Source organism: Tepidanaerobacter sp. GT38 (assembly GCF_021991635.1).
In the GTDB taxonomy this organism is placed as follows: domain Bacteria; phylum Bacillota; class Thermosediminibacteria; order Thermosediminibacterales; family Tepidanaerobacteraceae; genus DTU063.
This window is the reverse complement of sequence record NZ_JAFFJA010000041.1, coordinates 1-19,329: the sequence shown is the minus strand read 5'-3', so window position 1 is coordinate 19,329 and position 19,329 is coordinate 1. Positions and strand designations below refer to the sequence as shown.

18 protein-coding genes are annotated in these 19,329 nt (G+C 40.8%); 12 read left to right on the top strand and 6 right to left on the bottom strand.

The genetic code is table 11. From position 1 onward, the window contains the following. Positions 1 to 422: 422 nt before the first annotated feature. The 8 genes from JT739_RS07010 to JT739_RS06975 all read left to right on the top strand — a co-directional run bounded on the left by JT739_RS07010 (position 423) and on the right by JT739_RS06975 (position 8,376). The gene (locus JT739_RS07010; protein ID WP_237660394.1) at positions 423 to 962 is read left to right on the top strand and encodes an ECF transporter S component; all 540 of its coding nucleotides are present in this window, start codon (positions 423 to 425) and stop codon (positions 960 to 962) included. Then, on the top strand, positions 952 to 1,539 hold the full coding sequence (locus JT739_RS07005; protein WP_237660393.1) for a class I SAM-dependent methyltransferase: 588 nt from the start codon (positions 952 to 954) through the stop codon (positions 1,537 to 1,539). Before JT739_RS07010 ends, JT739_RS07005 begins: the two co-directional genes overlap by 11 nt. Before the next feature lie 81 nt (positions 1,540 to 1,620). Further along, positions 1,621 to 2,151, top strand: a complete 531-nt coding sequence (locus JT739_RS07000) for an FmdE family protein (protein ID WP_370642597.1) — start codon at positions 1,621 to 1,623, stop codon at positions 2,149 to 2,151. A gap of 1 nt (position 2,152) precedes the next feature. Then, positions 2,153 to 2,950, top strand: coding sequence for a class I SAM-dependent methyltransferase (locus tag JT739_RS06995; RefSeq protein WP_237660391.1), 798 nt, complete (start codon positions 2,153 to 2,155; stop codon positions 2,948 to 2,950). A 296-nt stretch (positions 2,951 to 3,246) separates the two neighbouring features. Beyond that, complete coding sequence (locus tag JT739_RS06990) at positions 3,247 to 4,830, top strand: ABC transporter substrate-binding protein (protein ID WP_237660390.1); 1,584 nt, start codon at positions 3,247 to 3,249, stop codon at positions 4,828 to 4,830. After that, a complete protein-coding gene (locus JT739_RS06985; protein ID WP_370642596.1) occupies positions 4,827 to 5,801 on the top strand; it encodes an ABC transporter permease in 975 nt (324 codons plus the stop codon). Before JT739_RS06990 ends, JT739_RS06985 begins: the two co-directional genes overlap by 4 nt. A gap of 12 nt (positions 5,802 to 5,813) precedes the next feature. Continuing rightward, positions 5,814 to 6,650 carry an ABC transporter permease gene (locus JT739_RS06980; protein ID WP_237660388.1) on the top strand — a complete coding sequence of 279 codons (837 nt, stop codon included), beginning with the start codon at positions 5,814 to 5,816 and terminating at the stop codon, positions 6,648 to 6,650. Between the two features lie 34 nt (positions 6,651 to 6,684). Then, on the top strand, positions 6,685 to 8,376 hold the full coding sequence (locus JT739_RS06975) for an ABC transporter ATP-binding protein (protein ID WP_237660387.1): 1,692 nt from the start codon (positions 6,685 to 6,687) through the stop codon (positions 8,374 to 8,376). Positions 8,377 to 8,497: 121 nt separating this feature from the next. Here JT739_RS06975 and JT739_RS06970 read toward each other — a convergent pair whose 3' ends face one another. Next, positions 8,498 to 9,409 (bottom strand): GerMN domain-containing protein, encoded by a 912-nt coding sequence (locus tag JT739_RS06970; protein WP_237660386.1) that lies wholly within the window; start codon positions 9,407 to 9,409, stop codon positions 8,498 to 8,500. A gap of 579 nt (positions 9,410 to 9,988) precedes the next feature. On the opposite strand from JT739_RS06970, the gene JT739_RS06965 reads away from it, so the two are divergent. Together JT739_RS06965 and JT739_RS06960 are read left to right on the top strand one after the other, a co-directional pair. Next, on the top strand, positions 9,989 to 11,059 hold the full coding sequence (locus tag JT739_RS06965; protein ID WP_237660385.1) for an ethanolamine utilization protein EutH: 1,071 nt from the start codon (positions 9,989 to 9,991) through the stop codon (positions 11,057 to 11,059). Positions 11,060 to 11,228: 169 nt separating this feature from the next. Then, the gene (locus JT739_RS06960) at positions 11,229 to 13,334 is read left to right on the top strand and encodes a heavy metal translocating P-type ATPase (protein ID WP_237660384.1); all 2,106 of its coding nucleotides are present in this window, start codon (positions 11,229 to 11,231) and stop codon (positions 13,332 to 13,334) included. A 62-nt stretch (positions 13,335 to 13,396) separates the two neighbouring features. On the opposite strand, the gene JT739_RS06955 is transcribed toward JT739_RS06960, so the two are convergent. After that, positions 13,397 to 13,855, bottom strand: a complete 459-nt coding sequence (locus tag JT739_RS06955; RefSeq protein ID WP_237660383.1) for a DUF1540 domain-containing protein — start codon at positions 13,853 to 13,855, stop codon at positions 13,397 to 13,399. Between the two features lie 163 nt (positions 13,856 to 14,018). Between JT739_RS06955 and deoC the strand changes: the two genes are divergently transcribed. Then, positions 14,019 to 14,711, top strand: a complete 693-nt coding sequence (gene deoC, locus JT739_RS06950) for a deoxyribose-phosphate aldolase (RefSeq protein ID WP_237660382.1) — start codon at positions 14,019 to 14,021, stop codon at positions 14,709 to 14,711. Positions 14,712 to 14,715: 4 nt separating this feature from the next. Further along, a complete protein-coding gene (locus JT739_RS06945; protein WP_237660381.1) occupies positions 14,716 to 15,267 on the top strand; it encodes a pyruvate kinase alpha/beta domain-containing protein in 552 nt (183 codons plus the stop codon). A 73-nt stretch (positions 15,268 to 15,340) separates the two neighbouring features. On the opposite strand, the gene JT739_RS06940 is transcribed toward JT739_RS06945, so the two are convergent. The 4 genes from JT739_RS06940 to JT739_RS06925 form a co-directional block, all read right to left on the bottom strand. Further along, complete coding sequence (locus JT739_RS06940; RefSeq protein ID WP_237660380.1) at positions 15,341 to 17,074, bottom strand: sensor histidine kinase KdpD; 1,734 nt, start codon at positions 17,072 to 17,074, stop codon at positions 15,341 to 15,343. A 6-nt stretch (positions 17,075 to 17,080) separates the two neighbouring features. Continuing rightward, positions 17,081 to 17,758 (bottom strand): response regulator transcription factor, encoded by a 678-nt coding sequence (locus JT739_RS06935; RefSeq protein WP_237660379.1) that lies wholly within the window; start codon positions 17,756 to 17,758, stop codon positions 17,081 to 17,083. Between the two features lie 120 nt (positions 17,759 to 17,878). Further along, positions 17,879 to 18,436 carry a peroxiredoxin gene (locus JT739_RS06930; RefSeq protein WP_237660378.1) on the bottom strand — a complete coding sequence of 186 codons (558 nt, stop codon included), beginning with the start codon at positions 18,434 to 18,436 and terminating at the stop codon, positions 17,879 to 17,881. 29 nt (positions 18,437 to 18,465) lie between these two features. Beyond that, positions 18,466 to 19,131 (bottom strand): cytochrome c biogenesis CcdA family protein, encoded by a 666-nt coding sequence (locus JT739_RS06925; protein WP_237660377.1) that lies wholly within the window; start codon positions 19,129 to 19,131, stop codon positions 18,466 to 18,468. Positions 19,132 to 19,329: the final 198 nt, after the last annotated feature.

Genomic DNA, 19,329 nt, shown 5'->3' with positions numbered 1-19,329 from the left:
GCAGTAAATGAAGCAAGGCAGATAAAAACAGACCAGGATATTATCAGGAAACGAAAGCTTACCACATCGCACGAAACTATCGGCAACATAACTATTTTGAATATCGGTAAAAGAACTTGGGCTTCACAGTTCCTTAAGTCAATAAGAGACGCTTAAGGAAAAGATATATCCAGAGGGAATACTTTTTTGTTTTAAAAACCCATAGTATCTTGACGCGATCGACTAAAGGAAAGGTATTGACAGCTAATAAAGATTGTGTTAATCTTTTATCAAAGACCATGAAGGTCTATATTAACACCAGATTAAAGAGGATATAAAGAAGATAAAAGCGACTGAAGACAAACCATGAAGGTTAGCTGTATGAAACGGCTTACTTCATGGTTTTTATTTTTCCGGGGTCAAAAAGGAAAGGAGTGTCTTTTATGAAAAATAACCTGACTCAGACGGCTGCAGCAGGACTATTTATTGCCTTTGGCATTGTACTTCCGATGATGTTTCATGCGATAGGCCTTGGTTCAACTTTTCTGCCGATGCACATACCGGTTTTGTTGGCAGGCTTTATGCTGGAGGCACCTATTGCTTTAGCAGTAGGGGCAATAACGCCCTTTTTAAGTTCTATGTTTACAGGCATGCCGCCTGCTTTTCCCATAATGCCCTACATGGTGTTTGAGCTAGCTACATACGGTTTTATGACAAGTTATTTGTACAGAAAGTTTAATCTAAATGTCTACACTTCATTATTGGGAAGCATGATATGCGGACGGATAGTTGCAGGCATAGCCGTATGGGTATTAACGACGCTTTTTGCGGCACGGCTTCCAGGCCCTGTAGCTTTCGTCATGGCCAGTGTAACAACCGGGCTACCGGGTATAGTTATTCAGCTGATTTTTATTCCGGCTGTAGTTTTAATATTGGAAAAATATGGGGCTAGAATTTTGAGGAGGAACTATATTGGAACATAGAGAGTATTTCAATAAACTGGCCGATAAATGGGATGAAATATGCTTTCATGATCCTGCTAAGCTAAAGGCTATTGTGAAAATGGCGGGCATATCAGAAGGACAAAAGGTGCTTGATGTGGGAACAGGCACCGGTGTAATGCTTCCATTTATACATGAACTTGTCGGTGAAAAAGGTGAAATTGCGGCTATTGATATAGCTGAAAAGATGCTGGAAGTTGCCAAGCAAAAGTATCATTTCGACAATATACGTTTTATCTTGGGAGATATTGCCACAACACTCCTTCCTGAAAATTATTATGATTTAATCATGTGCTATTCGGTCTTTCCCCATTTTAAAGATAAACCGGGGATAGTAGCTCTCATGGCCCGTCTCCTAAAGCCTAAAGGGAGACTGGTCATAGCCCACTCTCAAAGCCGAGAGGCAATTAACTCCTTACATGCCAAACTTGATGTGGTAAGGAAGGATCAATTGCCGGAGGCAGCCACAATAGAAGAGTATATGAAACAAGCACAGCTTGTGCCCGTCTTAACCGAAGATAATCATGAGATGTTTGTAGTTATCGGTCAGAAAGAGTAAGTCATGAAGACTGCGATGAGCCATGAAGTCTCTGAAGTGAGCGTGGCTCATTTTTTATTAAAAAGCAGAGGAGAGATTTTAATGGACAAAAACCTTTGGGATAAATGTGTCGCATTTCATGGCCATGAATGTCCAGGCCTTGCAATTGGGTTTAAAGCATGTGAGGCGGCTAGGGATAAACTAGGAATAGATTTTTCAAAAGATGAAGAAATTGTCTGCGTTACTGAAAACGATGCGTGTGGGGTTGATGCAATTCAAGTTATTACCGGTTGCACAATAGGCAAAGGCAATCTAATTTACCGTGGCACCGGAAAACACGCTTTTACTTTTTTTCGCCGTGACACCGGCGAAAAGTTGCGAATCGTATTTAAACCGGACAGTGTAAGTAAAGATTTGTCCAGAGAAGAACGTAAACAGGCAATTTTAAAAAGCCCTGTTGAGAAGCTGTTCGATTTTAAAAATCCAACCTTTGATTTGCCGGAGAAGGCGCGAATATTTAATACATTGATATGCAGCAAATGTGGTGAAGGAGCTTCCGAGCACAAAATGCGCATAATGGAAGGCGAGCCTGTTTGTTTGGATTGTTTTGATGAGTATTTGCGAGGTTGGTAGCATGGAAAGCCACTTCGATAAACTCTGGAAAATGGAAAGTAAAAATAAAAAGGACCAACAAAAGTTTTGGGACTCTAGAGCCGCTGAATTTAATTTACAATTGGCGTCGCCGATGGCTATTAAGGAAACACAGCAACTTCTGAACTTTTTAAAGGAAAAAGGAGCTATTGAAAAAAGCAGCACCGTCCTTGATATCGGCTGCGGGGCGGGAAAGTATGCCCTTACCTTTGCTAAAGAAGCAAAAACCGTAGTCGGCACTGATATTTCCCCAAAGATGATAGCCTTTGCCAGAGATAATGCCCAAGATAGGGGTTTACAAAATATCGAGTTTGTTCAGGCTTCGTGGCCTGAAGTAAATTTGAAGGATTTGGGCTGGAAGAGGAATTTTGATCTGGTATTTGCCGCTTTTTGCCCTGGAATTGACAGCGCTGAGGCTTTAAAGCAAATGATTGATGCCAGCCGCAAGCACTGTTTTATGAGCGGCTTTGCAATGCGCAAAGACCAGGTCATGGAAGGCTTAAAGAAACATCTGGGCATACAAAGTAAATCCTGGGGAAATCAAATCTACTTTAGTTTCAACCTATTGTGGCAATGGGGTTATTATCCCAAAATTACATATCAAGACAGAGGATGGACAAAGGAATATGATATAGAACAAATGGCAGATATTTTGTTGATTAGGTTTAATGACCAGGTTAGTAAAGAAGATATAATAGACTATCTTAAAACCATTTCCGTAAATGGGAAGATAACAGAACAGATTACAGCAAAGGTAGCATGGCTTTACTGGCAGGTTTAAAAGGTTGTAGATAATGCCAGCGAGCGAATTTTATTTTTTCGCAAATGTTTCTTAGCGAGATTACAAAAAAGCCGTTAAAAAGCTTTATGCGGAGTAACAAAAGTGACAGATGAAAACATATAAAACAATATTTACTTAGCATGTCAGATTTTTACGGTAATATTGAGCTTAAAGCTTTAGGCTTTTGCAGAAATCGAGGTTTAGAAACATCGAAAAAATAATCTGAGCGAGCGGCATTACCTAAAACCTGTAAAGCAACGTAATCTGAACAAAAATACTCTAAAGAAGGGATTTGCATGACAAAATCACATAAAAGCAAATTGCTCATTCTGTTAATTCTTGCTGCCATAGCACTCAATGTAACTGGCTGCGGTTTAAAACCTCAGCAAAATACTGTAGCAGGTTCGGATGAGCAAAAAGATTTTCCTTTGATAATTCGCCTGGAAGGCGGAGATTGGGGTTTCCCTTCTCCTTTTGCCCACTACTCCCGAGGACCAGGCATGGCAAAGATGCGGCTTATTTATGATAGCCTTTTGGAAAAAGGTGAAAAAGGTCTCATTCCATGGCTTGCTAAGAGCTGGAGCATTTCTCCCGATGGCAGGGAATATACCTTTGTTTTAAATTCTCAGGTAAAATGGCATGACGGCGAAATACTTTCTGCCGAAGACGTGAAGTTTTCCTTTGAGTATTTTTTAAAACACCCTCCGGTTTCCAATAGTCTGTTGATTGACGGAAAGCCCTTTATTGAAAAAATAGATATTATAGATGAAAACCAGGTCAAGATAACAGTTAGTGAACCAAATTCAACCATATTAGACAGATTGGGCATTGTCAGGATTATTCCCAAACACATTTGGGAGACCATAGATGATCCCAAAAAGGTTACGGATTTAGATAAATTAGTTGGGTGCGGCCCATATATCCTTACAGATTACAGTCAAGAACAGGGTGCCTACCGCTTTCAGGCCTTTAAGGATTACTGGGGTCCAAAGCCATTAGTTGACATAATTGAATTTGTTCCCGTTAGCGATCCGGTGCTGGCTTTTGAAAAAGGTGAAATTGACTTAATTAAAGTGCCTGAGGACTTGATGACAAGGTATTTAGGCAATGAGGAATATAAACTTTTAAAAAGCCCGGCTTTCTGGGGATATAAGCTTATGTTTAACATGGAGAAAAAACCGGAACTTGCTGATATCGCTGTAAGAAAAGCTATAGCCCACGCCATAAATGTAAATGAACTTATCGAAAAGGTCGCCAGGGGCGCTGCTGTGCCCGCAAGTCCAGGATATCTGCCAATTGACCACATATGGCACAATCCTGATGTGACAAAATATGAATTTGATTTGGAAAAGGCAAAAGCGCTACTTAACAATAGAACCCTTGACCTTGTATTGCTCATAGCGGATGATCAGAAAGAAGCCAGGATCGCGGAGCTTTTGAAAATAAATTTTGCCAAGGTGGGAATAAATCTCAAGGCTCAGGCGGTTGACATGAAGACTCGTGACAGCATGGTAAAGGAGCAAAACTACGAACTTGCCCTTATAGGCCATGGAGGATGGGGTCAGGATGCAGATATCTTACGGGAAAACTATGGTGTTATTGTTGCAAAGGACAGCAGCCCTTCATCTAACGTAATTCCAGGTTACAGCAATCCTAAAATAAACGAGCTTTGCATAAAACAGCTTACAGAACTCGATGAGGAAAGCAGAAAGGCCATGATAATGGAACTGCAAAAGATAATCTCTGATGAAATACCGCTCTTGCCCCTTTACAACACCGTTGAATATGCGGTTTTTCGACCCCAAAAATATGATGGCTGGGTTCATGTCTTTGACCATCACGAAGTGACACACAACAAATTATCATATCTGGAAAGATGAGTATGGTTTATAGAAAAATCCTGAAACTCCTTATGACCTTTTTTGTAATAATCACTTTGAACTTTTGCCTGCCACGGCTCATGCCGGGAGACCCCTTTTATTTTTTATCCAGTGAACAAGGGGAAATTACCATATCTTATTCAGATGAAGAAATCCAGCGGCAAAGAGCTTACTACGGTTTAGATAAGCCTATTATGGTCCAATATGGCGGCTATCTTAAAAGCATGGCAAAAGGAGACCTTGGGTATAGCATATACTTTAATAATGACGTATGGACGATCATAAAAAATCGCATTCCCTGGTCTATTTCTCTTGTGTTTTTATCAATGATAATCGGCGGCTTTTTTGGCATTATACTGGGTTGCCTGTCAGCGTGGCAGCGAAATGGTCTTCTTGACAAAATCCTCTACTCTACAATGGTATTTGTGTCGGAGATACCGCCATTTCTGATAGGGATCTTGTTTTTATTCTATCTGGCGGCCCACTGGGGATTATTTCCTCTTTCAGGAGGCATGACGCCCTTTGCAGACTACGCTTCATGGACTGACCGAATATTTGATATAGCGTATCATGGGATTTTGCCGGTTATTACCCTTGGTGTAGTCCAGATGGGTGACTTTTTTCTAATTAGCAGGAGCAGTATGATTGCGGTAATGAACAAGGATTACATGACAACTGCCAGGGCAAAGGGAATAACCACAGGCCGCATACTCCTTCGACATGCCTTAACAAATGCGGCGCTGCCCATTATCACCAGGATATTTAATGGCTTGGGCCAGGCAGTAGGCGGGACAGTACTGGTGGAAAACGTTTTTAATTATCCTGGGCTAGGCTTGTTAATGAGGCAGGCTGTCTTGGTCAGGGACTATCCGCTGATTCAGGGAATATTTCTTACCATAACCCTCTTTGTGCTTATTATGAATTTTATGGCCGATATTGTATATAAGAAATTTGACCCAAGAATTGTATGACGGTGATGGTTGATGCTTTATATATTTAAGCGTTTTTCCATAGCAGGCAAAATATCTGTGTTTATAATCTTTTTGCTTTGTCTAATGGCATTATTTGCACCGATTTTGACAAAACATCCATGGAATATGCCTTCGGGTTCGGCTTTAGAGGCTCCAAGTAAAGCCCATATACTGGGCACTGATGATTTAGGCATTGATCTATGGGCGCAAATTTGCTATGGAGCCAGAAACAGCATTTTAGTGGGAATCGGCTCGGCTTTGTTATCAAGCTTCCTTGGCGCTTTTTTAGGCATTGTATCGGGTTATTATGGGGGCATAACGGATCTTGCTGTAACGGCTGTGATAGACATATTGATGGCCATACCGAACCTGCCAATAATGATAGTAGCTGGGGCTTTCTTTGGACCCAGCGTAAAAAACATTATTATAATTCTTTCCATTTTGTCCTGGGCAGTGCCGGCTAGACTCATACGTTCAAAGGTGTTGGCTTTAAAGCAGGAAACGTATGTAAAAGTGGCTAAAGGATATGGGGCAAATTTTGTCTACATAACTTTTAGGCACTTTATGCCCCAATTATTTCCTATATACGCAACGAGTTTCATAAAACTCATAAGCAAGGCTATTGTGTCAGAGGCAAGTTTATCATTTCTTGGCCTTGGCGATCCTACGAGCAAGAGCTGGGGACTTATATTAAACTATGCATTAAACTTTTCAGGGATATATTTTACGGATTTCTGGAAATGGTGGGTTGTATATCCCCTAGCCTTTATTATATGCCTTGTTTTAGCGACAGCTATCTTGAGCAGAGAATTAGAAAAAGTTTGGGATGTAAAATTATCGGGCCTTTAAAGTGAAAAGTTTAGGACGAAAGAGGAGCATTTATATGCTTACTGTGGAAAATCTTTCTGTTACATATTATCAGCATAATTTAAAGGTACATGCAGTAAAAGAGATTTCCTTTGTGCTTGAACCGGGTCAAACATTAGGGATCATAGGAGAGTCAGGCAGTGGCAAAACTACGTTGGGCCTTGCCATAATGGGTATTTTGAATCCTAATGCTAAAGTAAATGGCAAGATTTCGTACAATGGGGTAAATTTACGAGAGCTTTCTTCCAAGCAGCTGAATAAGTATAGATGGAAGCATATAGCTATGGTATTTCAAAATGGCCTTGAAACATTAAACCCCCTTCTGACCGTAAAGGAACAAATAATGGAATGCGTTACCCGTCACCTTGATCTTAGTATAAAGGAAGCTAATAAAAGGGTAATTCATTTGCTTGAGCAGGTAGGTTTAGAACCTTTTGTGTCGGACTACTTTCCTCATCAGCTGTCAGGAGGCATGCGACAAAAGGTGCTTATAGCTATGGCTTTGGCTTGCGAACCTAAAATCCTTATTGTAGATGAACCTACCAGTTCTTTAGACGCCATATCCAAAGCCGAAATCGTAAGGCTCCTTGCTAAAGTGCAGCGGGAAAAACGGTTTTCAATGATTGTCATTTCTCATGATTTTTCTGTCATATCGAGTCTGACGAGTAAAATGTGTGTAATGTACCGGGGCAGTATCCTTGAAGAAGGTTTGACACGAGATATCCTTAACAACCCAATGCACACCTATACCCGAGGGCTTATAAATTCATCGCCGTCCATAAATCCCTTTCAAGACTTATGGGGAATACCTGCTGCCAATTCAAAAGCCGGTGATGGGTGTCCTTTCTATCCGCGCTGCAGCCAAAGATTAGATGTGTGCAAAGATAAAAAGCCTAAGCTGGAATATGTGTCCTTGGAGCGGAGAGTAGCTTGCAATCAAGGGGGAATTGTAACGCTCTTGGAGGCAAGTGGCATATATAAAACATTTATATTTAAAGGCCGCAGTATTGTGGCATGTAATAACTGCCATATTACTGTTCGAGCAGGAGAGATTGTGGCATTGATAGGTCAATCCGGGTCGGGAAAAACCACCCTTGCAAGCATACTTTCAGGTTATCTCAAACCCGATAAAGGAATTATAAAATTTCTGGGCCAAAAAGTTTCCTCCCATGAACTGACCTGCAGACCAAAAGGCCTTCAAATGATATTTCAAGATCCCTTTTCCTCCATTAACGAAGGATTTACGGTGCTGCAAGCGGTAACGGAGCCTTTAGACATATTAAAACTGTACAGCCCACAAGAGCGGAAAGAAAAAGCCAAAAAGGCCCTTTTTGCCGTGGAGCTTCCCGTTGATGAAAATTTTCTGCAGAGAAGGTGTTTTACTCTTAGCGGTGGTCAGCGGCAGCGAGTTTCCATAGCCCGCAGCCTGATTCTTGAGCCTAGACTCCTCATTGCTGACGAAATAAGTTCTATGCTGGACCCATCTACTCAGGCCAATATTTTAAGGCTTTTAAAGGGGCTTCAAAATTCTTTTGGGTTTGCCATGATTTACATAACTCATGATCTGAATCTTGCCAGAAAAATTGCCGATAAATTGTATATCATGCATCAAGGTGAAATAATAGAACAAGGTCCAGCTGGGGAAGTTTTTAAAAACCCCTCCAGTGAATATGCAAAACAACTGATAAACAGTGCAGATTTGCTGTGAGTGGGTAGCTTAAATTTAGCCAAACTACAGTCAGTCTACAAAGTTTAAAAGGCTGTAGGTAGTACACAAACTTATAACAGTACTTCCTACAACCTTTGTTTTTTATGACAAATATAGATACTTAATTGACTGATTTTTTAATGTAGTCTTCGTTTCGCTCAAAAGGTTCATCAAAGGCAATATGACCTGCAAGGGTTTTCTCCTTTTGGCCTTCCACCAAAAACTGAACTTTTTCTATTTCAGGAAGCTCTGTAAGGGAATTTACTATTGGTAGTATTGTCATCATTTCGCCAGTTGAGCCGCCACTATGTTTTTCAATCAACTCTCGAGAAAAATTGACGTAGGCAATTTTGTCTTTAATTTCCACCGATAAAAGTTTAGCTTCCTTAGGGATTGTTGTTGGCGCAAGGCCAGGTGTTTTAGGCCCCTTCATTAATTCTTTTACAATCGTTTCTGCTATAGGCTCATCATCTGTAATTTCTCTTTGTTCAGGAACTACATACCTTGCCTGATCATCAGGAAAATAAAGGGTGACAAAATGCTTATTTAAATCCTTATTAATTTGCTCCACATTGTATCTTTTTAAAAGGCCGTATGGATTGCCGCTGGGAGCGATTAATTCGTTGCCATCAACCAGGATTTGAACTTGCTCTATTCCTTCTAAATCAGTAAGCGTATTTACTATAGAAATAATGGCCAAGCTTTCTGCCATGGTTCCGGGGAAACCGGTAAAATCCTCAGATAAATTGACAGTTGCAATTTTATCTTTGACATTGAGGTTTAATAATTTTGTTCCTTCAGGTATAGTGGATTTTAGCCCATTAGTTTCAGGCCCTTTTAGCAATTCTTCTACAGCTAACTGAGGAAGGGTTTTATCTTTGGAAATCTTAACGGTTCGCTTTTCCGTCAGTATCTCACTGTTAGATTCATTCGTATAATACAAAGTAATTTCCGCAGTCTTATCTCTAGTTAAACAGGCAGATGTCAGTACTAAAAAGCTTAAGATCATTAATACTATCAGAGTTTTTTTCATGATAAGCACCCCTAATCCTTTTTTGAAAGCGTCTAACCCTCGTAACAAGATTATACCAAATATTGTCGAATAAGAAAAATAACTAAAGACAAAATAACTATAACAATAAGTGAGAATTAGTATATACCATGTGAAACGGCACCCGAAGAATGGCTGAGTCTACAAAAAAGCAGCGGCTTTTGGCACTTACGGTTAGAGCGGAGAATCGGTAAAGCTAAGTATTGAAAAATCGGGTTTTAAAATAATGAATGAAGGAATCAGAGTCCTTTGGAATCCCGATAGTGCCGAAAAGAGATGTAAAGAATTTGGAGAAGCATGGGGAAAAACTGAAATAAAATAAGATTGTGCAATAAATGACTTGAATACATTTAAAGAACCTCCTCTTGAGTTGTCCTGTTTATCCTCAAAAGGAGGCTCTTTTGATTTTATGACAAAAAAATAAAAAAATAGGCACCGTTTCTGATATAATACTTATCGTGAACTGAAAAATCGAAAGGCCTTCATCATGATAGCTTTTAAGGTTATAAACTAAGCCATGTCACAATTATATTCTCTAGAAAAATTTGTAAGGGGTATGAAATGGGTATCCACAGTATTATTTTGTACATAATGCTAGCAGGAAGTATTATCGGAGGAATTGACAGACTTTTTGGCAACAAATTAGGTTTAGGGGAGAAATTTGAAGAAGGTTTTAACGCCATGGGGCCCATTGCATTGGCAATTGTAGGCATTGTATCTTTAGCACCGGTTTTAGCAAACCTGGTAAAACCGATAGTGTCTCCAATACTCAAGATATTTGGTGCTGACCCTGCTATGGCTGCTGCTATTATTGCCAATGACATGGGGGGATATTCCCTCGCAATAGCACTTGCCGAAAGCCGGCAAGCAGGCCTTTTTTCCGGTCTGATTGTGGCGGCAATGCTTGGCTGTACATTGGTCTTTTCCATGCCCCTTGGATTGGGGTTGATAGAACAGGAAGATCGGCCCCATTTTTTTAAGGGTATTATGTTAGGTCTAATCTCCATACCCTTTGGCAGCATATTAGGCGGTATGGTAGCAGGCTTTGAAATGGCCATGCTGGCCAAAAACACTGTTCCAATAGCGGTGATTTCTGTAGTATTAGCCTTGTATTTATGGCAATTTCCCTCTAAAGCAATAAAAATCGCTTCATATTTTGGCCTTTTAGTAGAAAAAATCAGTTTAATTGGATTAATACTTGCTGTTTTTTACTCCTTTACAGATATTCAAATAATACCCGGTTTGTCACCAATTTGGGAAGGGTTGACAATCACCGCTCAAATTGGAGTCATGTTACTGGGGGCATTTCCTGTGGTGCATATTCTAGTTAAGCTGCTATCGAAACCATTAAATATTATTGGCTCAAAGATAGGCTTAGATGAAGCAAGTACCGGCGGCCTCCTTTTATCCCTTGCCAGCAGCATACCTGTTTATGGAATGATGAGAAATATGAACCCGCGGGGCAAGGTCATGAATGCGGCTTTTCTCGTCCCTGCAACAGCTACATTTGGCGCTCATCTGGGGTTTACTGCAGGGGTTTATTCAGAAATGATCGTTCCTGTCATTGCGGGAAAGTTATTTGCGGGGATTATTGCACTTATTCTGTCTTATTTTTTCACAAGGGATTTATGACGGTTATGGCCACCTCTCACATCATAGGGTGGCTTTTTGCTTTGAATAGAAGACAAACACCATTGTATTTTTGAAAATCTATATTGTGTTTTTCAAAGGCAAGTGGTAAAATAATAACAGAAGAACATTTGAACAATTATTCAAACATAAAAATGTAAAGGGGATCAACATGAAATATGAATTAAAAGGCCTTGATTGTCCCAATTGTGCGAATAAAATTGAATGCGAGCTCAAAAAGCTGGAAGGTCTGTCTGACTTAACCGTGAATTTTGCCACCCGAACAATTGACATAGATCCTGCTTTAGAGCAAGATGTTGCAAAAGTCCTTCAAAAAGTGGAGCCCCATGTTAAACTTATTCCGCAAAAGTTGGTTTCTGAGAAAAGAAAAGAAACAGACGAAGATGATAAAGCCATGCTTAAATGGAAGCTTATTAATATAATTTTATCTGCGATCTCTTTATGCCTCGGAGTTGTATTATCTACAAAATTGCACGGGCCTTATGAGGTTTTGGAATACGGGATATTTTTTGTAGCATATTTTTTGGCAGGGCGAGAGGTCCTTCAAAAATCCATTGGCAATATTGTTCGCGGCCAAGTCTTTGACGAAAACTTCCTCATGACCGTAGCTACCATAGGAGCCTTTGCCATTCATGAACTGCCAGAAGCCGTAGGCGTTATGCTGTTTTATTCGGTTGGGGAATATTTTCAGGATTTAGCGGTATCCAGGTCCCGCCGCTCTATTGTAGAACTTATGGATATTCGCCCTGATTATGCAAATTTGATCATCGATAACAAGGTCGAAAAAGTAGCTCCTGAAGCTGTAAAGATCGGTGAAACTATAATTGTAATGCCCGGAGAAAAGGTGCCCCTTGATGGGGAGGTAATAGAGGGCGACTCTAACGTGGACACTTCGGCTCTTACCGGCGAATCGGTGCCCCGCAGGGTGCAGCCCGGCGAAAAAGTAATGGCAGGCATGGTAAACGGGCAGGGGCTTTTGAAAGTCAGAGTAGAAAAGACTTTTGGAGAATCTTCCGTTTCCAAGATACTGGATCTGGTGCAAAGCGCATCTGGGCGCAAAGCGCGAACGGAACAGTTTATTACGAAATTTGCCAGATACTATACACCTGCGGTAGTTTTTGGTGCCCTTGCCATAGCTATAATTCCCCCGCTGGCAGTCCCGGGAGAAAGTTTTGCCAAGTGGTTCTACAGAGCTTTGACTATGCTTGTCATATCATGCCCCTGTGCCCTGGTAGTATCAATTCCCTTAGGGTATTTTGGAGGAATTGGAGGTGCTTCCCGTAACGGAATATTAGTAAAGGGTGCCAGTTTCTTAGAAGCACTTACAAATGTGGATACAGTTGTATTTGACAAGACGGGTACCCTTACGAAAGGCGTTTTTAAAGTTGCCGATATCAAAGCTCAAAACGGCTATTCTGAACAAGAAGTTTTGCAATTGGCAGCATATGCGGAAGTTTATTCAAATCATCCTATAGCCAAGTCGATTTTGGAAGCATACGATAACGTTGTCGATAAAGACATAATCAAAGACTATAAGGAAATTCCGGGCCATGGCATAATAGTAAATGTTAATGGCAAGAAGATACTAGCAGGCAACCAAAAGCTGCTAAAGCAAGAAGGCATTGCATTAGCTCACGAAGATTTTACGGGCACTGTAGTGCATGTTGCGGTAGATGGCAGCTATGCGGGTTATATAACCATCGCCGATGAGATCCGCCCAGATGGAGCTTCTGCTATAAAAGAGCTTAAAAACTTGGGAATAAAGAGGACTGTAATGCTAACAGGCGATGCAGAAGACACTGCAAGTAACATAGCTAAGAAGTTAGGCATTGATGAATATCATGCTGGGCTCCTGCCGGAAGAAAAAGTTTTAAGGCTAGAACAACTGCAGGGCAAAGGTGATGCAAGGCGGAAGGTAGTATTTGTGGGAGACGGCATCAACGATGCTCCGGTTATAACCCGGGCTGATGTTGGTATTGCCATGGGCGGTTTAGGTTCTGATGCCGCTATTGAGGCTGCAGATGTAGTTATAATGGAAGACATGCCTTCAAAAGTGGCTGAAGCAATAAAGATTGCCAGGCATACGAAAAAAATAGTTATACAAAATATAATTTTCGCGTTGGGGGTAAAAGGCATCTTTCTGGCATTAGGAGCTGTAGGAGTTGCCAGCATGTGGGAAGCAGTATTTGCCGATGTGGGTGTGGCTCTTCTTACGGTTCTCAATTCAACCAGGACTTTGCTTCATAATATTAAATAGACCAAAAGCAACAAGGATTCCTTGTTGCTTTTGGTTTTATGGCACTAATATGCTTTTTATTTTTAAAAACTTTCTCCTTTTTCCCGTGCCTGCTGCTGTTTTTCGTTTTTGGAAGGCCTTTCATTATACTCAAAAGTTGCACAATTGGTAGCTTGGCATTCCTTTGCATTTTTGCCTGTAATTTCTATTGCCTCCACATTGCAAAGGTCTCCCTCTTGATAATACTTACACGTATCTACAATGCAGGTTACTGTTGGGTTTAATCTGCGTCCTATGCCTAACAGCTCTTCAGCAAAACCAACCCAGTTTACGTTGTCAGCAGAACCGATTAAATTTGCAAGGCCCCTTCTTTCCTCAAAAGTTTTACACATTGTTTGTTCAGCAGATTTTGACATCTTGCCTACTTCTTCATTTAAAATATCGATATTGCCTGCACCACAGATATTTCCTGGAAGCCAGTGAGTGCAAGTGTTGACCACGCATTTTACTTCGGGATTGGGAATTTTATTTTTGTCTGCCATAGTAACACTCCTTGATCCTATTCTCTGTATAGTATTTGCCTTTTTTAAGAAAATATTGTATTGAACCGCTATCTATTTTAGGGTAGAATATATTTAACAATATATAAAATATTTCACAAATTTTTTTATTTAATAATTAATAAAAAAGGTCAGGTGATTCTTTGTGCTTACAAAAAAAGAGTTGGCTAAATACATAGATCACACATTGTTAAAGCCAACTGCCACCTTTGACAATATTGAGATGTTGTGTCTTGAAGCCAAAGAATATGGGTTTTATTCAGTATGCGTAAATTCCTGTTATGTAAAACATGCCGTAAAACTTCTCGGAGGTACTGACATCAAAGTGTGTTCGACTGTTGGCTTCCCACTGGGTGCAATGGCTACCGAAGCTAAAGTCTTCGAAGCTGTGGAAGCTGTGAAGGCAGGAGCAGCAGAAGTGGATATGGTTATAAATTTAGGCCTTTTGAAGAGCGGTGACTACTACGGAGTTCAGGAAGATATCAGTGAAGTGGTAAAAGCAGTGAAGGCGGTTAACCCCGATGCAAAGGTTAAGGTTATTCTTGAAATGTGTAGGCTTGATGAAAATGAGAAGGTTTCTGCCTGCCAATTGGCAAAGGCTGCTAAGGCGGACTTTGTAAAGACCTCTACCGGGTTTGACAAAGCTGGTGCAGATGTGAGTGATGTGATGCTGATGCGAAAACTGGTAGGAGATAGTATGGGTGTTAAGGCCGCAGGCGGTATTAGAGATGCTAAAACTGCCATCGAAATGATAAACGCAGGGGCGAATAGGATTGGGACAAGCTCAGGCATAACAATTATTCAAGACTATGTTCAAAGCACAGAAATGGGAGGCTAAAGTTATGTATTTTGAAAAAGCCGGAAAACAAAACACTGAAAAGACGTTGGAAATTGTAAAAAAAGCAGTTAAGGAGAGAGACATAAAGCATGTAGTAGTAGCGTCCTGCACCGGTTATACCGCTAAACTGTTTAAAGAAGCAAATCTTGGAGTAAATCTTGTCTGCGTGACACATGTGGTGGGTTTTGAAAGACCCGGTGAATCAGAAATGCCTGAGGATGTGAGGCGTGAACTTATAGAGTCGGGCGTAAAGCTGCTCACCACAACCCATGTTCTATCCGGTGCGGAACGCGGCATAAGCAATAAATTTGGTGGGGCATACCCTGTGGAAATTTTAGCACACACACTGAGAATGTTAGGGCAAGGGACTAAAGTGTGTGTGGAAGTAGCAGTTATGGCCCTTGATGCAGGTCTGATTCCTTACAATGAAGAAGTGATAGCTGTTGGAGGCACTGGCGAAGGGGCAGATACGGCGGTGATCATTAAGCCCGCCCATGCAGCCCACATCTTTGATACTTGGATTTCTGAGATCCTCTGCAAACCCGCAAATAAATAATACTATTTATATATTCCAAGGGGCAGTCTAGTGACTGCCCCTTGTGTAATACGCTTTGAGTTGTCTTCTGCCTTTATGCGAATTTAAACCAGAATGCTACCCCATCATCGCAGTTCTTAGCTCCGTATGAGAATCGGTGTGCCTCCAGAATCTTTCCGGCAATGGCAAGACCAAGCCCTGTGCCTTGGGTGCGGCTGCGCGCCTCATCTGCTTTATAATAAGGCTGCCAGATACTTTTGAGTTTATCTTCAGGAATATGGCTGCCGCTGTTGTGTATTTCAAAAGTGTTGCCAGAGATTGTCATGCGAATGGTGCCCCCGTCCGGTGTATGCTCCAGAGCGTTAGCAAAAAAGTTTTCAATTACCCTTTTTATTAAAGCCGCATCAGCCGAAAGCGTTTGCTCCCCTTCCAGCTGAACCAGGATACTCCTTTCGTGACAAACGTCTCTGTAACGGTCAACGATTTCCTGACAAATCCCATGCAAGGACAGGTGCTGGTATCGGAGTGCCGGGTCTGTTGATTCTAAGCGGGATAAGTCAAGCATTTCTCTTATGATGCGGTCCATGAGGCTTACTTTATCCAAAATCTGGGCGGCATAGCGCTCCCTCTTTTCTGCATGAATATTTGCCATCAAGTTTTCTGCATAGCCTGAGATAATGCTCAAAGGGGGTTTCAAGTCGTGGGCCAAGGCATTGGCCATTTCTATTCTGTGCCGTTCTAATTCCTCTTTTTTTCGATAAGTCTGGTACATTTGAGTTGAAAGTATCAAAGCCACTGTCAAAAAAACAAATAGGCAACTGATCCAGACAAAAAGCAATGTGCTGCTGCATTTTTCCCATAAATAAACCTCACCGGCAATAAAGGTCCAAAAGTTGCTGTAAATAGAATCATCAGACAGCAGGGTGGCGCTGTATTGATAAGGGAGCACCATGTAGTAGCGGTAGGTCAGTAAGTTTACTCTTTCAGATAAAACCTGATTTAGTTCCAAATGTTTAATATGTTGCTTGAGCATCTCTTGATCCAAAACTCTATTCCGAAGCAGTGCCTGCCTTTCTTTGTTTAATTTGGATTTGTGCATGTATATAAAAGAATTAATTGTGCCGCGTTCAAAATAAGGCAAGCCTTCTGGGGCTTTAGAGTTGGCCACATATAAAATTTGTTCTTCCTCTTTGCCCTTGGCTGAATTTACATTTCCCTTTTCATCAAAACCCGCTGCATATGCAGGCGTTACCACTATCTTATTGGGGATAATCATGTCCTGGTCTAGCCAAAAACCGTCTATGTGAATTAAGTAGCCAGCAAGGACTCCTAACTGTTTCGCCTTTACTTCACCAAAAGAGATGTCTTTGGACAAGTAATACTCCAGCTCTGCGATTTCCTTATCGCTGAACCATGCTTTCGGGTTTAAATAAGCACGGCCTATGTATCTTTTAGTTCCCTTTTTAGTTATCTCGGTATGTTCAACAAATTCACAGACCCAGTAATCGTTTGTATGATAAATCAGGTCATACCCTCCGGTGTAAACGGCAAATTCCAGTCCTCCGTAAGCAAGACTATGTGAACTTATATCCAATTCTCTTCTGAATTTCTCTTTATCGGCAATATGCTTTTCTGTATCCAGATAGTTATTAAGTGACCTTTCTATGGTACCTTTAAGTTGAAGAGCCTTGCCGTGAAACTCCAGCCTCTCTATATTGTTTTGCCTCGCTATCAAAAACACGCTAAAGCCTGCCATTAGGACAAGGTACACGGCAATAAAACCCGTAAAGATGCGAAGGAAAATGGCTCGCTTTGCATTGTTTTTCATTTTTCTCTACTCCTCCAGTTTATATCCTTGCTTGTAGACGGTTTTTATTTGATTGGCAGCATTGCCTAAAGCTCTGCGGAGCTTTTTGATATGATTGTCAATAACTCTTTCATCGCCGTCAAAGTCATAACTCCAAACGCGGGTGATCAAGCTTTCACGGCTTACCACTTTGCCGGCGTTCTCCATTAGAATTTTTAGAATGGCAAACTGAGTAGGTGTCAGCATTATTTCTTTCTCATCTACGAAAACCCTGTAGCGGAAAGGGTTTAGCTTGATTTTGCCGGCTGTGATGGTTTCATTTCTTACCATGCCTTTGGTGCGCTTGATTAACGCGGTAACCTTGGCATAAAGCTCTGCCAGAGAAAAGGGTTTGGTTACATAATCATCGCATCCCAAGTGATACCCGTTGAGTCTGTCCATTTCATCGTGTCTTGCAGTCAAAAAAATGATGGGAACATCGCTGTGTTTTCTTAATTCTCTGCAGATGGTAAACCCATCAACTTCCGGCAGCATAACATCCAGCACAACTAAGTCAAAGGTATCGTCAATACATTTTGCAAGACCTTCATCACCGGTCCTTGCCGTATCAAGCTCAAAAAGGCCGCCGCTTTTCTCCGTGAAATAATCGGAGATAATTTCTATTAATTCTGGATCATCTTCCACCAAGAGAATTCGGTATGCCATTTTTTCACCTCCAATGATAGATTAGCATAAACTTATGTCTTTTCTGTATCCTTTGGCTATTTATGTAAGTTGGCTATTGTACATAAAATATGGGGCAGTTTGTAACTGCCCCAAAAAGTGCTACTCTTGGGATACATTTGCAACAAGGCTTTCCAGTTGTTCTTTGGTAAGGGCGCCGTCTACCCGGGCTTTAATAGTGCCGTCTTTGTCAACAATGAACGTGGTTGGGACTCCCCGGAGCATGTAAGTTCTGGCCGTTTCGGCTGCCTCGTCTTTGAGCACCGTAAAGCTAAACTGCATATTGTTTATATAAGCAGATAGTCTGCTTTCGGCTCTGTCCAAATTTACCATTAAGACCATTACATCTTCAGGTTTTGAGCGGTTAAATTCATCAAAATCGGGCATTTCTTGAAGACAATATCTGCAACCTAAAGACCAAAAGTTAAGTACAACGATTTTACCGCGAAGGCTGGAAAGTTTTATTTTTTTGCCTGACAGATCTTCCAGCTCGAAATCAGGAGCCAGAGGAGCAATCTGAATTTGACTTTCTGATTCCATCTGGGAATTTTCACTACTATTTTCTGTTTTGCTTTCTGTGCTGCATCCCGATGAGAATAAAGCAAGTGTCAGCAAGATAAACAAAAGCACTAGTAGGGGTGTCTTGTGCCTTAAGGTCATAAAAGTCTCCCTTCTTTCATAAAATCCAATTAAATTCTGTTAAGGTATAATAAAATTCCCATGATGACCAGAAGTATCCCTGCTGCCTTTTGAGAGTAAGGTGCAATTTTTTTGGTTTTGATAATTAATTCCTTTGCTCTGTCTGCTGCTAAAGCAATTATAAAAAACGGTAAAGCGAGCCCGAAGGAAAATACAAGCAGCATCAAAAATCCATATTTAAAACTTTGAGTACTTCCAGCCATCAAGAGCACTGAAGAAAGTACAGGTCCGATGCAAGGTGTCCAACCTAAGGCGAAGGTACAGCCCAATATGAAGGCTGAAAGTGGATTGATAGCTTTGGGCTGTAAATGCTTTCGACGCTCCTTTAAAAGAAATGGCACGTTTAAAAAACCCAACAAAAACAGCCCCAAAACAATCACGAAAATACCGGCAACTTTTACAACCAAAGGTTTGTTAAATAACAGATATTGGCTAATTGCAGTTACTGAAAGACCTAAGGTGGCAAATACGGCGGAAAAACCAAGTATGAAAGCGAAGGTGTTAGCAACAATTAAGCTATGCTTTTCGCTGCTGGAAGCGCTGCTGCCGGCAAATATGCTTATGTATACCGGTAAAAGAGGAAGTACACACGGTGAAAAAAATGCCAGCAATCCTGCTAAAAAAGATGCATATATATTAACATCACTTATATTCATCGCCCTACCTCCCGCTTTAGTGTTTAAATGAAAATTTAGTTATATTATATCATAAAAATAGTATTTATAAATACCTAAATTAAAAATAAATTCAAAGGCTCATAATATGACATCGGATATACATTTTTGGCAGAAACAAATCAAAAAGTTAGTGTAAAATTACTTTGGGTAAAAACCAAAAAATAAAAGATAAGAGTA

Excerpts from the sequence above, each read along its gene's own strand:
- JT739_RS06955 (WP_237660383.1), bottom strand. The coding sequence starts at position 13,855 with ATGGCAGACAAAAATAAAATTCCCAATCCCGAAGTAAAATGCGTGGTC.
- JT739_RS07010 (WP_237660394.1), top strand. The coding sequence starts at position 423 with ATGAAAAATAACCTGACTCAGACGGCTGCAGCAGGACTATTTATTGCC.
- JT739_RS06975 (WP_237660387.1), top strand. The coding sequence starts at position 6,685 with ATGCTTACTGTGGAAAATCTTTCTGTTACATATTATCAGCATAATTTA.
- JT739_RS06940 (WP_237660380.1), bottom strand. The coding sequence starts at position 17,074 with ATGAAAAACAATGCAAAGCGAGCCATTTTCCTTCGCATCTTTACGGGT.
- JT739_RS06945 (WP_237660381.1), top strand. The coding sequence starts at position 14,716 with ATGTATTTTGAAAAAGCCGGAAAACAAAACACTGAAAAGACGTTGGAA.
- JT739_RS06930 (WP_237660378.1), bottom strand. The coding sequence starts at position 18,436 with ATGACCTTAAGGCACAAGACACCCCTACTAGTGCTTTTGTTTATCTTG.
- JT739_RS06935 (WP_237660379.1), bottom strand. The coding sequence starts at position 17,758 with ATGGCATACCGAATTCTCTTGGTGGAAGATGATCCAGAATTAATAGAA.
- JT739_RS06925 (WP_237660377.1), bottom strand. The coding sequence starts at position 19,131 with ATGAATATAAGTGATGTTAATATATATGCATCTTTTTTAGCAGGATTG.
- JT739_RS06990 (WP_237660390.1), top strand. The coding sequence starts at position 3,247 with ATGACAAAATCACATAAAAGCAAATTGCTCATTCTGTTAATTCTTGCT.
- JT739_RS06980 (WP_237660388.1), top strand. The coding sequence starts at position 5,814 with ATGCTTTATATATTTAAGCGTTTTTCCATAGCAGGCAAAATATCTGTG.
- JT739_RS06985 (WP_370642596.1), top strand. The coding sequence starts at position 4,827 with ATGAGTATGGTTTATAGAAAAATCCTGAAACTCCTTATGACCTTTTTT.
- JT739_RS06965 (WP_237660385.1), top strand. The coding sequence starts at position 9,989 with ATGGGTATCCACAGTATTATTTTGTACATAATGCTAGCAGGAAGTATT.
- JT739_RS06970 (WP_237660386.1), bottom strand. The coding sequence starts at position 9,409 with ATGAAAAAAACTCTGATAGTATTAATGATCTTAAGCTTTTTAGTACTG.
- JT739_RS07000 (WP_370642597.1), top strand. The coding sequence starts at position 1,621 with ATGGACAAAAACCTTTGGGATAAATGTGTCGCATTTCATGGCCATGAA.
- JT739_RS06995 (WP_237660391.1), top strand. The coding sequence starts at position 2,153 with ATGGAAAGCCACTTCGATAAACTCTGGAAAATGGAAAGTAAAAATAAA.
- JT739_RS06960 (WP_237660384.1), top strand. The coding sequence starts at position 11,229 with ATGAAATATGAATTAAAAGGCCTTGATTGTCCCAATTGTGCGAATAAA.